General features: G+C 57.9%; 13 protein-coding genes. 11 read left to right on the plus strand and 2 right to left on the minus strand.

The features are described from left to right. The first annotated feature begins 28 nt into the window (after positions 1 to 28). The 4 genes from H9S92_RS19495 (at position 29) to H9S92_RS19510 (ending at position 2,905) form a co-directional block, all read left to right on the plus strand. Positions 29 to 1,834 (plus strand): peptide MFS transporter, encoded by a 1,806-nt coding sequence (locus tag H9S92_RS19495; protein WP_187468375.1) that lies wholly within the window; start codon positions 29 to 31, stop codon positions 1,832 to 1,834. Further along, complete coding sequence (locus tag H9S92_RS19500) at positions 1,821 to 2,258, plus strand: hypothetical protein (RefSeq protein ID WP_187468376.1); 438 nt, start codon at positions 1,821 to 1,823, stop codon at positions 2,256 to 2,258. The genes H9S92_RS19495 and H9S92_RS19500 overlap by 14 nt, the downstream gene beginning before the upstream one ends. Positions 2,259 to 2,474: 216 nt before the next feature. Then, the gene (locus H9S92_RS19505) at positions 2,475 to 2,732 is read left to right on the plus strand and encodes a hypothetical protein (protein WP_187468377.1); all 258 of its coding nucleotides are present in this window, start codon (positions 2,475 to 2,477) and stop codon (positions 2,730 to 2,732) included. 2 nt (positions 2,733 to 2,734) lie between these two features. Next, complete coding sequence (locus H9S92_RS19510; protein WP_187468378.1) at positions 2,735 to 2,905, plus strand: hypothetical protein; 171 nt, start codon at positions 2,735 to 2,737, stop codon at positions 2,903 to 2,905. A gap of 212 nt (positions 2,906 to 3,117) precedes the next feature. Here the strand turns inward: H9S92_RS19510 and H9S92_RS19515 are convergent, their stop codons facing one another. Then, on the minus strand, positions 3,118 to 3,561 hold the full coding sequence (locus H9S92_RS19515; RefSeq protein WP_187468379.1) for an RpiB/LacA/LacB family sugar-phosphate isomerase: 444 nt from the start codon (positions 3,559 to 3,561) through the stop codon (positions 3,118 to 3,120). 217 nt (positions 3,562 to 3,778) lie between these two features. On the opposite strand from H9S92_RS19515, the gene zwf reads away from it, so the two are divergent. The 6 genes from zwf (at position 3,779) to H9S92_RS19545 (ending at position 11,528) form a co-directional block, all read left to right on the plus strand. Beyond that, positions 3,779 to 5,314 carry a glucose-6-phosphate dehydrogenase gene (gene zwf / locus H9S92_RS19520; protein ID WP_187468380.1) on the plus strand — a complete coding sequence of 512 codons (1,536 nt, stop codon included), beginning with the start codon at positions 3,779 to 3,781 and terminating at the stop codon, positions 5,312 to 5,314. A gap of 51 nt (positions 5,315 to 5,365) precedes the next feature. Next, complete coding sequence (gene purQ / locus H9S92_RS19525) at positions 5,366 to 6,079, plus strand: phosphoribosylformylglycinamidine synthase subunit PurQ (protein WP_187468381.1); 714 nt, start codon at positions 5,366 to 5,368, stop codon at positions 6,077 to 6,079. Positions 6,080 to 6,348: 269 nt separating this feature from the next. Continuing rightward, on the plus strand, positions 6,349 to 8,055 hold the full coding sequence (locus H9S92_RS19530) for a GMC oxidoreductase (RefSeq protein WP_187468382.1): 1,707 nt from the start codon (positions 6,349 to 6,351) through the stop codon (positions 8,053 to 8,055). A gap of 106 nt (positions 8,056 to 8,161) precedes the next feature. Continuing rightward, positions 8,162 to 9,025: a hydroxypyruvate isomerase family protein gene (locus H9S92_RS19535; RefSeq protein ID WP_187468383.1), complete on the plus strand. Its 864-nt coding sequence runs from the start codon at positions 8,162 to 8,164 to the stop codon at positions 9,023 to 9,025. Positions 9,026 to 9,037: 12 nt separating this feature from the next. Further along, a complete protein-coding gene (locus tag H9S92_RS19540) occupies positions 9,038 to 9,640 on the plus strand; it encodes a hypothetical protein (RefSeq protein WP_187468384.1) in 603 nt (200 codons plus the stop codon). 832 nt (positions 9,641 to 10,472) lie between these two features. Further along, entirely contained in the window at positions 10,473 to 11,528 is a 1,056-nt protein-coding gene (locus H9S92_RS19545) for a T9SS type A sorting domain-containing protein (protein WP_222936178.1), read from the plus strand. 51 nt (positions 11,529 to 11,579) lie between these two features. Here H9S92_RS19545 and H9S92_RS19550 read toward each other — a convergent pair whose 3' ends face one another. Next, positions 11,580 to 12,443 carry a DUF58 domain-containing protein gene (locus tag H9S92_RS19550; RefSeq protein ID WP_187468386.1) on the minus strand — a complete coding sequence of 288 codons (864 nt, stop codon included), beginning with the start codon at positions 12,441 to 12,443 and terminating at the stop codon, positions 11,580 to 11,582. A 206-nt stretch (positions 12,444 to 12,649) separates the two neighbouring features. Between H9S92_RS19550 and H9S92_RS19555 the strand changes: the two genes are divergently transcribed. Beyond that, positions 12,650 to 13,354, plus strand: a complete 705-nt coding sequence (locus tag H9S92_RS19555) for a pseudouridine synthase (RefSeq protein ID WP_187468387.1) — start codon at positions 12,650 to 12,652, stop codon at positions 13,352 to 13,354. Positions 13,355 to 13,824: the final 470 nt, after the last annotated feature.

Below are 13,824 nucleotides of genomic sequence, written 5' to 3' on the forward strand. Positions count from 1 at the left end.
GTTTCTTTAGGCCGAACAAAAACGGATCATGGCCACCTCTCTATCCTCCACGCCCGAAATCAAGGGCAATATTTTTGGGCAAAAACCAGCCCTCTTCGTTCTCTTTTTTACCGAAATGTGGGAGCGGTTCAGCTACTACGGGATGCGGGTTTTGCTCGTCGTCTTCCTGGTGCAGGTCGCCTTTGGAGAAACGCCCTGGGATACGGCGGATGCGCTGGCGCTCTATGGTATTTACACCGGTTTGGTCTACTTCACGCCCATGATCGGGGGCATCATTGCCGATAAGTATATTGGCTACCGCAAGGCGGTGCTGGCAGGGGCCCTGATCATGACCTTAGGCCATGCCTCCATGGCACTGGAAATGGAATACGCCTTTTATCTGGGCCTGGCCCTGCTCATCATTGGCAACGGACTGTTCAAACCCAACATTTCCTCCATCGTTGGCCAGTTGTACGACAAAGAGCCGGAGCTGAAAGACGGTGCCTACACGATTTTCTACATGGGCATCAACTCCGGTGCCTTTCTCGGCATCATGCTGTGCAGCTACTACGGGGAGAACCCCGACTGGGGCTACAGCTACGGCTTTGGCCTGGCGGGCGTCTTTATGCTGATCGGCCTGGTACAGTTTTACTTCGCCCAGGGAATCTTCGGCCGCATCGGCCTGGCCCCCAGTGAGCTGGAAGGCTACGACAATGACCCGGCCAACGCCAGTGCCTTTGCCGTGGAGCCCGACGGCGGCAGCATTGAGGGGGCCATCCCCGCAGTTTCTCAGGGCGATGGCCGGGAGGGACCCCGTGCCATCCAGTGGGCCTTCATCGGCACTGGCATTGCGGCGGTGGTCTATTTCCTGATCGCTTACTTTACGGAGCCCCAGGTAAACGCCCTGCAAACCATCAGCCGGCAGTTTATGCCCCCCATCATCATCGGTTCGGTGATTGCGTTTGTGGGCTGGATCGTGTCGGATAAATCCCTGCTGAAAGTGGAACGCGACCGGGTGTGGTCCATCATCGTCTTCAGTTTCTTCATTGTTTTCTTCTGGTGGGCCTTCGAGCAGGCCGGTGGTTCCATGACGATTTTTGCGTTGAAATATACCGACCGTACGCTCGACGGGGACAGTGCGACTACCTTCCGGATTGCCAATACCTTACTCACCGTGATTCCGGTGATGGTCCTTACCTACGTTTTTCTGAAGCTATCGAAGATCACCTTTGCGAAGTACGGTTTGGCCAACTCCATTCTTGGCCTGGCCTTCGTGTTGGTGTGGTTGCTGGTGGGCAATATGCTTTACGAACAGTTTACGACCACCGAGCCGGAAGTGGCGGCGGGCTGGTTCCAGATCTTCAATAGCTTGTTCATCATCTGTTTTGCACCCGCTTTTGCCAAGCTGTGGGAGCAGCGGATCAAGTTGTTACAGCGTGGGCCGGTCAAATTTGCCCTGGGCCTCATCCTGCTGGGCATTGGTTTTGCCATCCTGGCGGTGGGTGCGCTCAGCATCCCCGATGGTGCTCAATCGGCCAGCGTGAGTATGTTCTGGCTCATTGCCGCCTACCTCTTCCACACGCTGGGCGAGCTTTGCATTTCGCCGGTGGGCCTCAGCTACGTCTCTAAGCTGGCCCCGCTCCGCCTGGTGGGCCTCATGTTTGGTGTCTTCTTCGTCGCCAACTTCGTGGCCAACTTCGCCGGTGGCCTCACGGGGTCCTACATTGAGCCCATTGCCGAGGCGGTGGGACTGAGTGGTTTCTTCCTGATTTTTGCGATCGTACCGATTTCGGCCGGCGTGCTCTTCATTGCCATCTCCGGCTGGATGAAAAAGATGATGCATGGAATTGAATAAAGACGACTTCCAGGCGCTCAACGTCATCTTCCTGGCCCTCGTAACGGGGCAGGTGCTGTTTGCGGGGGTGGTTTACTACCTGCTGCAGGACCCGGAGGCGGTACCGGACTACATCCTGGGCCCCAACCAGGACCTGTACCTCGTGCTGGCTTATGGCCTCGCAACGGTTTTTGCGTCGCGTTTTCTGGATCAAATGCGCGTTAAGAGCATTCCCACGCTGCAAAATATAGCGGGCGACGCTTTTGCCCACTACCGCAGCAGCGTGATCCTGCGCCTGGCGGTGCTGGAAGGCGGCACGCTGCTCGTCATCACCATGGCCCTCATTACGCACAATGGGCAGTTGCTCTTCCTGGTCTTACCGCTGCTGTTCGCCTTCTACCTGGCAAAGCCCAGCGCGGAGGAGTTTGCGGCGCGTTACGGGTAAGGTAGTTGGGGGAGAGGCGTGGCTTTTAGGGCGCGTTCGCAGGTGCTCCCCCCCGACCCCCCGAAGGGGGGAGAACGTTGGCCCCCCAACCCCCAAAGGGGGAGGAGCGGGGTGGGGCGCGGCTGGGAGAAGTTGCGCTGGTGTACTTCGGTGCTAAGCTAGGGCCAACAACAACCCGGTTGGCGGCGAAAGACTTGACCAAACAAGATGACAAGCATGAGTAATCAAGTGACCGTTAAAGAAGCGCTCGAACTGATTGCCAGCGGCGCTTACACTTCCGAAATGGAGGTGGAATTTACTGGAGTAGAACGGGTAGAAGCACTCGATGCGGTGGCGTTAGGAGAGGCTGGCGTCGATGTTCCTGATGATTTGATCTGCTACGACGATGATGCGATAGCAGATGACGAGGCATTCGACGGCCCTTGGGAAAGCATCGATTCCGATCTCGAAGAAGAAAAAAGTACCTCCGGGTAGAAATGGAAGTCGGCGCAGAAATAGGCAGTTGGATTCATTCCAACCGGATTGACGTAAATGTGCTGCTCAAGAAGCTGATCGAAGATGCTTACCTGACCGCAAAGTTGTTCTCCGCCGGTCCTAAAAAAGCCCCCACCGCCCGCGAAAGCGACGGGGGCCACGAAACAACATAACGTAAATCTTTAGGTGGGCGGGGCTGGCCCAAACCTTGCTCCCTGTCCCTTCTCCCCCCTTCGGGGGGTCGGGGGGGAGCACCTGCGGCCGCGCCCTAACCACACCCTGAAAAAGGCAGCAACGCAGCGCATGCCAGCGGGATGGCAGACGAGCGGATAACCACCACAGGGCAGCGGGAAGTTGCGGCAAACAGCGCTTTCCCAACGCGGCTTTACTTCTCCAAGTCGGCAATTTTGCCCATGCGGCGCAGTTGGCGGGGGAGGGCCTGGTACTCGGCGGCCAGGAAATTATCGACCAGCTCCTGGGCCAGGGCGATGCCGATGACGCGGCCGCCGAGGCAGATCATGTTGAGGTCGTCGTGCTCGACGCCCTGGCGGGCGGAGTAGGTCTCGGTGATGAGGCAGGCGCGCACGTTGTTGATCTTGTTGGCCGCAATGCTGGCCCCTACGCCGCTGCCGCAAACGGCGATGCCGCGCTGCACCTCGCCAGCCCCGACGGCCCGGGCCAGGGGAATGACGAAGTCGGGGAAGTCATCCTGCGCATCGTACTCGAAAGCGCCGAAGTCGCGGATGGTAAAGCCCTTCTGCTCCAGGTAGTTTTGCAGCTGCCGTTTGAGTTCGATGCCGCCGTGGTCGGTAGCGATGCCAATGGTCATTTTGGAGGGATTTTATTGTGATTGGGCAAAATTAGCTTCCCGGGGGCGTAAACCTTCCGGAAAGTCATCACCTTTGCAAAGTACGCGCTTGTTAGGACATTCAGTGCTTGCTGGAAGCCCCCCCGATTCTGCGCCGCCTTTGTTTTGGTCTCCGCCCCCCCCGGGGCAGCCCCAAATTGCTAGACACTGTTTTAAAACCGCCCAACGGTTCTTACGTATGCCCAGTAACTTAGACCCCCACGTACTCGTCATCTTCGGTGCTTCCGGTGATTTGGCCCAGCGCAAGCTCGTCCCCGCCGTCTTTGAGCTCTTCCGGGGTGGCTACCTGCCCGAAAAATTTGCCTTGCTCGGGGCGTCGCGGACCGATTTTACCGACGAGGCCTTCCGCAACAAGGTCATCTTTGAAAACGAGCATTTCAAATCTGACGGTGCCAAGGAAGAAGAGATCAAGGCCTTTTCTGAGAAACTTTTCTACCAGGACCTGGCCACTTACGACGGAGAAAAGGACATTAAGGCGCTGGCCGACCGGCTCAAGAAGCTCGATAAAGAACTGGGGGTAGGGCGCAATTATATCTTCTACCTCTCCACGCCGCCGAAGCTCTACAGCACCATCCCCGCCGCCCTGGCCAAGGCCGGGCTGAACAACAACCAAGACGCCTGGGCCCGCCTGATCGTGGAAAAACCCTTCGGCTACAACGAGCAATCGGCCATCAAGCTGAACCGGGAAATCCAGGAACACTTCCCCGAAAACACGATCTACCGCATCGACCACTACCTGGGCAAAGAGACGGTGCAAAACCTGCTGGTGACCCGCTTTGCCAACGGATTCTTCGAGCCGCTGTGGAACCGCAACTATGTGCAGTCCGTCCAGATCACCGCCGCCGAAACGGTGGGCGTGGGCAGCCGGGGGGGCTACTACGACGAAAGCGGGGCGATGCGCGACATGGTACAGAACCACCTCCTACAGGTCCTGGCCCACGTGGCGATGGAGCCTCCCATCCGGGCCGACGCCCCCAGCATCCGCAATGAGAAACTGAAACTGTTCCAGTCGCTGCGCCCCATCACGAAGAAGGACGTCAAAACCCACGTCGTGCGCGGGCAGTACACCGAAGGCATTACCTCCGAGGGGAAGGAAGTGGCCTACCGCGACTCCCCCGGGGTACCCGAAAAGAGCAAGACAGAGACCTACGTGGCGATGAAGTTTTTCATCGACAACTGGCGCTGGGCGGGAGTGCCCTTCTTCGTGCGTACGGGCAAATGCCTGCCCCTGAAGCTCACCGAAGTGGTGATCACCTTCAAGAATCCGCCCCAGGCCATCTTCGCGGAATACGACGACTACGCCATGAGCTGCGATAACCAGCTCATCATCCGCATCCAGCCCGACGAAGGCATGGCCCTGGAGTTTGGGATGAAAGTGCCGGGCGAAGGCTTCCGGGTGAAGAACGTGGACATGGACTTCTTCTACCGCGACCTGACGAAGAACGACGTCCCGGAGGCCTACACCCGCCTGTTGCTGGACTGCATGAAGGGCGAACCAACGCTTTACGCCCGCGGCGACAGTGTCGAGGCGGCCTGGGCCTTCGTTGACCCCATCCTCGAGGCCTGGGAAAAAGACGAAGTGCCCCTGTACAGCTACCCCGCAGGCAGTTGGGGGCCGCTGCAGGCCGATGCGCTCTGGAGTGGGGGCCTGGGCAATGGCTGGCGCAATCCTACTTCTTCGTTGACGGACCGCAAGCATTACACCAAGCAGTAGCAACTCCCCGGCGGCAATGACTACCTTTGCCCCTTACCAAAGTAGAGGACAATGAAATTTGGCGTCATCCAATTCCCGGGCAGCAACTGCGACGACGATATGGTATACGTGCTCGGCACCGTCATGGGCCGGGAAACCGTAAAACTGTGGCACAAGGACGAAACGCTGGAAGGCTTCGGTCCCGGCGACTGCATCATCGTGCCCGGTGGCTTCAGCTACGGCGATTACGTTCGGGCTGGTGCCATTGCGCGCTTCAGCCCGATCATGGCGGCGGTGGCGGATTTTGCCCAGCGCGGTGGCTACGTTTTCGGCATCTGCAACGGCTTCCAGATCCTCTGCGAAGCGGGTCTGTTGCCCGGCGCCCTGCTGCGCAACCGCGACCAGCGCTTCATCGCCAGGAACTGCTACCTCAGCACGGCTACGACCGCGACGGCCGTCACCAGCCAACTGGCGGAGGGCCAGGTATTGCGCCTGCCCATTGCCCACGCCGAAGGCCGGTACTACGCCGATGCGGCGACGCTGGATGAACTGGAGGCCCAAGACCAGATCCTGTTTTACTACTGCGATGGCAGTGGCGAACTCAGCGAAGCGGCCAACCTCAACGGCAGTACCCGCCACATTGCGGGCATCTGCAACGCCAAACGCAACGTCTTTGGCATGATGCCGCACCCTGAGCGGGCCAGCGAGCCGCTGCTGGGCAACACCGATGGCCACGCCATTTTTGCTGGCCTCATCGAGTATGTAGAGGCCGCAGCGACGGTGTAGGGGTACCGGTTCCAGACGGCTGACCTGGCTCTCCAGCTCCTTCAGGGCGAAACAAATTATGTCAGCTACCCGCCGGCCGGGGATTTTTAACTGTCAACCTGATCCAGGACGGCTCCATTGCTGCTTTTGTCCTTGCCTTGCACCTGCGACCGCGCCCCTTTTTTAGTTCATAATTCGTAGTGCATAGTTCAGTAGCGGGCGCGCGCCCTTTCTCCCTTTATTCCTTTCCCCCTTTATTCCTTTCCCCCCTTACTCCCTATCTTCCCCCCATGAACGGTAAGGAAGCGAATACCTACGACGCCATCGTAATTGGTACGGGCATGAGCGGTGGCATGGCCGCCATGGAGTTGTGCCGCAAAGGACTTAAGACCCTGGTATTAGAGCGAGGAAGAGACATTCGCCACGGGGATTACCCTACAGCCAACCTTGATGATTGGGAACTGCCCTATGGCGGGCGCATCCCCGAGGAGGTCCAAGCCAAAGATTATCCCTATCTGAGCCGCAAGGGTTACGTGATGGAGCAGGGCGGCATCCACCATTTCCTAAAGGACGGCGCTTACCCCTACACCGAGAAAAAGCGCTTTGACTGGATCCGGGCCTACCAAACCGGCGGCCGCAGCCTGGTGTGGGGGCGGCAGTGCTACCAGCTGAGTGAACTGGACTTTACGGCCAACGCCCGGGAGGGGATTGGCGTAGATTGGCCCATCCGCTACCGGGATTTGCAGCCCTGGTACGATTACGTGACCCGCTTCGTAGGCGTGAGTGGGCGGGCCGAGGGGTTGGACCACTTCCCCGACGGGCCATTTCAGCCACCAATGCCCCTCAACTGTGCGGAGGAGCACCTGCGGCAAAGCGTGCACGCCCGCTTCCCGCGCATCAGGGTATCGGAGGGGAGGGTGGCGCACCTGACGGATTACGACCCGGCGGTGCACCTGGGCAGCCGGGGCAACTGCCAGTACCGCGACCGCTGCCGGCGGGGTTGCCCCTACGGTGGCTACTACAGCTCCAATGCCGGTCCGCTCCCCGTAGCGGAGGCGACGGGCAACATGACCCTGGTCAACGGCGCGGCGGTGCGGGAAATCATCTACGACGCCGATAAAAAACGCGCCAGCGGTGTACGGGTGAAACTGCTCAACACTGGGGAGGAAGTGGAGTACTTCAGCCGGGGCGTCGTCTTTTTGTGTGCTTCGGCGCTCAACTCTGCCGCCATTTTGCTGGCCAGCCGATCCTCCGCCCAGCCCAACGGCCTGGGGAATGACAACGACCAGGTGGGCCGCAACGTGATGGACCACCACCACAGCGTAGGCGCATCGGGGCAGCTGGAAGGCTATACCGATAAGTACTACAAAGGCCGTAAGCCCAACGGCATCTACATCCCGCGCTTCGTCAATCTCGGCGACGCGGCCAGCAAGCGGAGTTATTTGCGCGGCTTCGGTTACCAGGGCGGGGGGAGCCGCGGCAGCTGGCAATCGCTCGTCCGGGAAATCAACGTGGCCCCGGGGGGCGAACTCAAAGCGGCCATTACACAGCCCGGCAGTTGGAACCTGGGCATCACCGGCTTCGGCGAATGCCTGCCTAACCCCGATAACCGCGTGACCCTGAACTACGATAAGCTTGACGCCGACGGGCTGCCTACGCTGGTGATGGACGTCGCCTTCGGCGAAAACGAAGCGGCCATGCGCCTGGATATGCAAGCCTACGCCGCCGAAATGCTGGAAGCGGCGGGCGTCAAAAACATCCGCACGTTCAACCAGGACGTTTACCCCGGCTTTTCCATCCACGAAATGGGCACCGCCCGCATGGGCCGCGACCCCAAAACCAGCGTCCTCAACCAACATAACCAGGTCTGGAACTGCCAAAACCTGTACGTCACCGATGGGGCGGCGATGACGAGCGCCAGTTGTGTTAATCCCAGCCTGACCTATTTGGCGCTTACCGCGCGGGCCGTAGCTCATGCGGTGAAAACCTTTGGCTAGGTTCCCACCTCTGCGCTTGCCAGGACTTCCACCGCACCTGCGGCCGCGCCCAAAACAGTAATCTGCTCAATTCCCTTATCTTACCCACCTCAATTACTTCTCGATCATGAACCGTAGAAAAGCCATGCAAGCCACCGCGCTGGGGCTGGGCTCCCTCGCCCTCAGCCGCGCCGTGGGTGCAACCAACGCCGCCGACGCCCAGGCGGGCGCGTACAAAACCAAGCACAGCACCTGCAAGTGGTGTTACAACGACATCCCCCTGGAGGAACTCTGTGAGCGCGGCCAAGACATCGGCCTACAAAGCATCGAGCTGCTGACGGTAGAAGACTGGCCCATCCTGAAAAAATATGGCATGACCTGCGCCATGGGCACCATCAAGGCTTTCAGCATTGAGGACGGCTGGAACGAGCCCAAAAACCATGAAAAACTCCAGGAAAACTACCGCGTAGCCATCAAAGACGCCGCCGACCACGGCATCGAAAACCTGATCGTGATGAGCGGCAACCGCCGCCGAATTAGTGATTACGACGGCATGATGAACTGCGCCATCGGCCTGCGGCCCATGGTGAAACTGGCCGAAGAAGCCGGCATCACCCTGCAAATGGAACTGCTCAACAGCAAGGTGAACCACCCCGACTACATGTGCGATCGCACCGCCTGGGGCGTGGCCCTGGCCGAGATGATCAACTCTGATCACTTCAAGCTGCTGTACGACATCTACCACATGCAGATCATGGAGGGCGACGTGATTGCGACGATCAAAAAATACGCGCCTTACATCGGGCATTACCACACCGGGGGCGTCCCCGGGCGGCACGAGATCAACAACAGCCAGGAGCTGAACTACCCGGCCATCATCCGCGCCATCCACGAATCCGGCTTCACGGGCTTCATCGCCCAAGAGTACATTCCCACCTACGAAGACAAGATCAAGGCGCTGGAGGAAGGCTTGCGGATCTGCGAAGTTTAAGCCATACGGCCCATGTTCGAAAAAATGCCTCCCTACCAGCGGATCGGCTGGCTGGCCTCGGTGCTGCTGGTGGGGATAGTTATTTATTACTATGAACTGCGCTCCGGACCGCTCAGCGCGTTCTGGAACAGTTTCGTTTTGGCCCTGCTCTGCGGCTGCGCGCTTGCGGTCTTGCTGATGGCCGGATTGGAGATTGCGGGTTTGGTGCGGGAGTACCGGCAGGGCACGCTGTTTCCGCTGCGGAACGTGACCTTCTTTGTGGTCTGCCTCAGTGTGGTGGCTTTGCCGGCGCTGGCCGTTTACGGTCTCCTGGGGGGGCAGGGTTTGCACGAGTCCACCTACCCGCTGCTGCCCGTCTTTTTGTGGATGTTCCTCCGCAACCTCTTTCTGGTAAAAATCGACGGCGTAGGGCTGGAGACCAAGCTGGGTTTCCGCGCGCCGGAGTACGTCCCGCTTTTCCACATCACCGACGTACAGCAGGAGGAACACCGCACCACCATCACCACGAGTGCGGGCAAGCGCATCGAGCTGCTGCGCGTGTTTTTCTTCCCCGCCATTTGGGCACGGATGCAGGTGCGGTTGAAGTCTTTGCAAGAGCGGGGGGAGGTGGGGTAGGGAGTGCTATTGCCAAAGTCTAGCCCCTGATTGAGTGCTGATTTTTTATTAAAGGTGGTTTTAATCACCTAATTTCTCTTTTAAAACGGTCTTATCTCCTGCAATTGCGCAGAATATTGGCTTGGGAGATGAAAATTAATTTGGTGCTGATAATTAACCGGCGTAGATTACAGCAGGCTCCAAAACCAAAACCCTCTATGTTAGACCGAAGCTTCTCAAACAACCCCACCACTTCAGGTTCCCTCCCATTACCCAAACTGACGGCGGGCACCTACATGGTTACCCTTCAGCTGGTCAAGCAAAAAAATACTACTCACCTCATCAATGTGCAACAATGAGCAACATTCACCCCCGGGGTCTGTGCTGCTTTTATGCCCTTATTATTTCCTTTTCCGTTGCCGCACAGCACCACTATGATAATGTTTGGATTTTCTCGTCCGTTAACGGAGCAGTAAAAGCAGATTTTTCTTCGGGCTTTCCTACTATTGACACGATTGGAGTGCGCATTAAGTTCGAAGGTGGCTCCGCTACTATTTGCAACGCGGAAGGCAAACTACAGTTTTATACCAATGGCTGCGCGCTCTATAACTATCGCCATGAAAAGATGGTTAACGGAGATACGCTCAGTTCGGGTTATTTTTATAATGAATTTTGTAATATCCCGGGCCGGGAGCAGCGCGGCTACCCAATCACTCCTGGCTCAACAATGATTGTACCCTGGCCAAAACGTCCCGAGGAGTACTTGGTGTTGCACAAGGCGCTAGATGAATTAGAAGAACCATTAAACGGAGAGCCCTTTACTATCCGCCGCTTTCTAGCCACCCACGTTGATATGCGGGGTAATAACGGGCGGGGTAGTGTGCCGAGTAAGGGCATTCTGATTGATGATCGGCTGGCGGAGGCACCACACTACCTCAACCGTCACGCCAACGGTGAAGACTGGTGGGTGGTGAGTCCACTCCGCGATACCAATTTATACGCGGTTTACCTCCTCGATAGTACGGGCATTGAACTTTATGACATTCAACAAATTGGAATTGAGGATTCCGGATTCAGCCGAGGTGGAGACCAGAGCGTATTCAGCCCCCAAGGCGACCAATTTTACCGTTACTGTTCCTGCGAAGGAATGCAAATCTTTGATTTCGACCGGAAAACGGGTCAGCTCAGCAATTTTCAATTTGTGGAAATGCCCATCATCGATAGGACCCCGCCTTTTGGAAATGCTGGCGGTGTGGGTATTTCCCCAAGTGGGCGTTTTGCGTACGTCAGTACCGTTTACACAATTTATCAGTACGACTTATGGGCGGCAGACATTGCCGCGAGTCGCCTTACCGTAGGTGTTCTGACCAATCCGAACAATAACCACCCCATTTTTGCGCCGAGGGCTTGGAATTTTCAGCTGGGCCCTGATTGCAAACTCTACGCCTACGCCCACAATACCGATGCCCACCACGTGATCCACTACCCCGATGAGTTGGGCCTAGCCAGTGGCTGGGAGCAGGAGGCCATGCAGCTACCTTTTCCTATTTTCCGGGACCAGCCCGCCTTTCCGAACTTCCGTTTAGGTCCGCTGGGTAAGGAGAGTAGTCCTTGCGCTGCGCCCATTGTCAGCCAGCGGGAAGTAGTGCGTCAGTCGCGCCAGGCGGTGGTGGATATTTACCCCAATCCTGCGGGGAGCTACGTGCGCCTGGCGCTCAAGCCCTTCAGCGGCTTACAGGAAGGCACTTGGCGGCTCATCGATGCCTACGGTCGCACGGTAAAAACAATTGCACTGCGGAGGGACGAACTGGTCACTCTCCCTCGCGAGGGTCTTCCGGCGGGAGTGTATTTCTGGCAGGTCATTAGTCGGGGTGCAGTGCTGGACCAGGGGAAACTGGTTTGGGAGTGAGCGGCGACTCGGTTTTTAAAAGTATGATTCACGCTTTCTCAGCAACTTCCCTTACCGCCCCTTAAAAAAGCGCAGCAAACCCTTCGTATAGTCTTCGGTGGTTTCCATGCTCAGGGTGTCGGCACCGGCTTTTTGGAAGGCATTGAGGTAGTAGGCAAGGTGCTTTTCGTACCAGGCGGTGTAGCGTTGCCGGACGCGGCGGCTACTCGTGTCGATCCATTCCATGGCACCGGTCTCGGCGTCGCGGGCGTGGATGAGGCCTACGTCGGGGAGTTCCCGTTCGCGGGGGTCGTAGAGGTGCATCCCGATCAGATCGTGGCGGCGGGCGGCCAGGCGGAGGGGTTTTTCGTAGTCTTCGGCCAGGAAATCGGAAAGCAGGAAGCAGATGCTCCGCTTTTTAACCATGTTGGTGAAGTAGGTGAGGGCCAGGCCCAGGTCCGTGCCTTCCCCTTGCGGGCGGGTGTCGAGTAGTTCCCGGATGATGCGCAGGATGTGGCCCCGGCCTTTCTTGGGGGGAAGGAACTTCTCGATCCGGTCGCTGAAAAGCAGGAGCCCTACTTTATCGTTGTTGTTGGTAGCGGAAAAGGCCAGCACGGCGCAAATTTCCGTTATCAGTTCGTTTTTCAACTGGTTGGTGGTGCCGAAAAAGCTCGATTTACTGATGTCTACCAGCAGCATCACCGTGAGCTCCCGTTCCTCTTCGAAGACTTTTACGAAGGGCTCGTTGGTGCGGGCCGTCACGTTCCAGTCGATGCTGCGCACATCGTCTCCGTACTGGTAGCCGCGCACTTCGCTGAAAGACATTCCGCGGCCCTTAAACGCACTGTGGTATTCTCCGGCAAAGATTTGTCGGCTCAGGCCTTTGGTCTTGATCTCAATGCGGCGGACCCGCTTCAGCAGTTCGGTGGTTTCCATACTGCTGCTAAGGTAAGCAAAGAACCCAGATCCCCGGAAAAGACATTAGCACTCACCCCGCGCAGCAGTCCACTTAATAACTCCTTTATCTTTGTACCGCCCGGCGGAGGAGCCAACCCCTGCGTCGCGTCGCGGCAGAGCTATCACGTGCGGCAGCCAACTCACTAACTCACGAACTCACCAACCCACTAACTCACTGCAAACGCATGACCAACGACGCTTCCGTTTCCATCAACAAGTTCATCGCTGGTACGGGCTACTGCTCGCGCCGCGAAGCCGATAAACTCCTGGACGCGGGCCGCATCCAACTCAACGGCGTAGTCGCCCGGCGGGGCAACCGCGTCAGCGAAGGCGACACCGTCCTGCTCGACGGCAAACCCCTGGCTGAGCCCCCCCGCACCCGCTACCTGGCCCTGCACAAACCCGCCGGCATCACCTGCACGACCGACCGCCGGGATAAGTCCAACATCATCGACTACCTCAACTATCCCGAACGCATCTTCCCCGTCGGGCGGCTCGATAAAGCCTCCACCGGCCTGCTGCTGCTGACCAACGACGGCGACATCGTCAATAAAATCCTCCGGGTAGAAAACGCCCACGAAAAAGAGTACATCGTCACGGTCGATAAACCCATCAACCGGGAATTTCTCCGCCAAATGGCCGCTGGCGTACCCATTTTGGGCACGGTCACCAATCCCTGTACCATCGAAAAATTGGGCCCGCAGCGCTTCCGGATTTTTCTCACCCAGGGCCTCAACCGCCAGATCCGCCGCATGTGCGAGGCACTGGGCTACGAGGTGCGCACCTTGAAAAGGGTAAGGATCATGAACGTCCGCCTCGACGACCAGCCCGTGGGCGGGTTGCGGGAATTGCGGGAAGATGAACTGGAGGTGTTGCTGGCTTTGCTTTAGGGGCGTGAGGTGGAGTCGTTTCACGTCGACTGCAACCCCCTCCGCCCCACCTTACCTCGTGCGTAAACCAAGCCATCCTGCGAAGTAAAACGTCTGGACCTCACCTCGCCGTGAGGTGGAGACGTTTCACGTGAGGTGGAGTCGTTTCACGTCGACTGCAACCCCCTCCGACCACCTTACCTCGTGCATAAACCAAGCCATCCTGCGACGTAAAACGTCTGGACCTCACCTCGCCGTGAGGTGGAGACGTTTCACGTGAGGTGGAGACGTTTCACGTCGACTGCAACCCCCTTCCGACCACCTTACCTCGTGCGTAAACCAAGCCATCCTGCGACGTAAAACGTCTGGACCTCACCTCGCCGTGAGGTGGAGACGTAGGGTGTGTAATCTGATGCAGAATGCCCTCACGGTAACTGTGCCGTTGGAAAAACTCATAACTACGTTTAAAACCAGTAGTTACGTTTTTACAA

This window comes from Neolewinella lacunae (genome assembly GCF_014349155.1).
Classification (GTDB): domain Bacteria; phylum Bacteroidota; class Bacteroidia; order Chitinophagales; family Saprospiraceae; genus Neolewinella; species Neolewinella lacunae.

What these genes read in the sequence shown, in the direction of transcription:
- H9S92_RS19535 (WP_187468383.1), top strand. Translation starts at nt 8,162, where the DNA reads ATGAACCGTAGAAAAGCCATGCAAGCCACCGCGCTGGGGCTGGGCTCC.
- H9S92_RS19530 (WP_187468382.1), top strand. Translation starts at nt 6,349, where the DNA reads ATGAACGGTAAGGAAGCGAATACCTACGACGCCATCGTAATTGGTACG.
- H9S92_RS19500 (WP_187468376.1), top strand. Translation starts at nt 1,821, where the DNA reads ATGGAATTGAATAAAGACGACTTCCAGGCGCTCAACGTCATCTTCCTG.
- H9S92_RS19545 (WP_222936178.1), top strand. Translation starts at nt 10,473, where the DNA reads ATGCGGGGTAATAACGGGCGGGGTAGTGTGCCGAGTAAGGGCATTCTG.
- H9S92_RS19515 (WP_187468379.1), bottom strand. Translation starts at nt 3,561, where the DNA reads ATGACCATTGGCATCGCTACCGACCACGGCGGCATCGAACTCAAACGG.
- purQ (WP_187468381.1), top strand. Translation starts at nt 5,366, where the DNA reads ATGAAATTTGGCGTCATCCAATTCCCGGGCAGCAACTGCGACGACGAT.
- H9S92_RS19510 (WP_187468378.1), top strand. Translation starts at nt 2,735, where the DNA reads ATGGAAGTCGGCGCAGAAATAGGCAGTTGGATTCATTCCAACCGGATT.
- H9S92_RS19495 (WP_187468375.1), top strand. Translation starts at nt 29, where the DNA reads ATGGCCACCTCTCTATCCTCCACGCCCGAAATCAAGGGCAATATTTTT.
- H9S92_RS19505 (WP_187468377.1), top strand. Translation starts at nt 2,475, where the DNA reads ATGAGTAATCAAGTGACCGTTAAAGAAGCGCTCGAACTGATTGCCAGC.
- zwf (WP_187468380.1), top strand. Translation starts at nt 3,779, where the DNA reads ATGCCCAGTAACTTAGACCCCCACGTACTCGTCATCTTCGGTGCTTCC.
- H9S92_RS19540 (WP_187468384.1), top strand. Translation starts at nt 9,038, where the DNA reads ATGTTCGAAAAAATGCCTCCCTACCAGCGGATCGGCTGGCTGGCCTCG.
- H9S92_RS19550 (WP_187468386.1), bottom strand. Translation starts at nt 12,443, where the DNA reads ATGGAAACCACCGAACTGCTGAAGCGGGTCCGCCGCATTGAGATCAAG.
- H9S92_RS19555 (WP_187468387.1), top strand. Translation starts at nt 12,650, where the DNA reads ATGACCAACGACGCTTCCGTTTCCATCAACAAGTTCATCGCTGGTACG.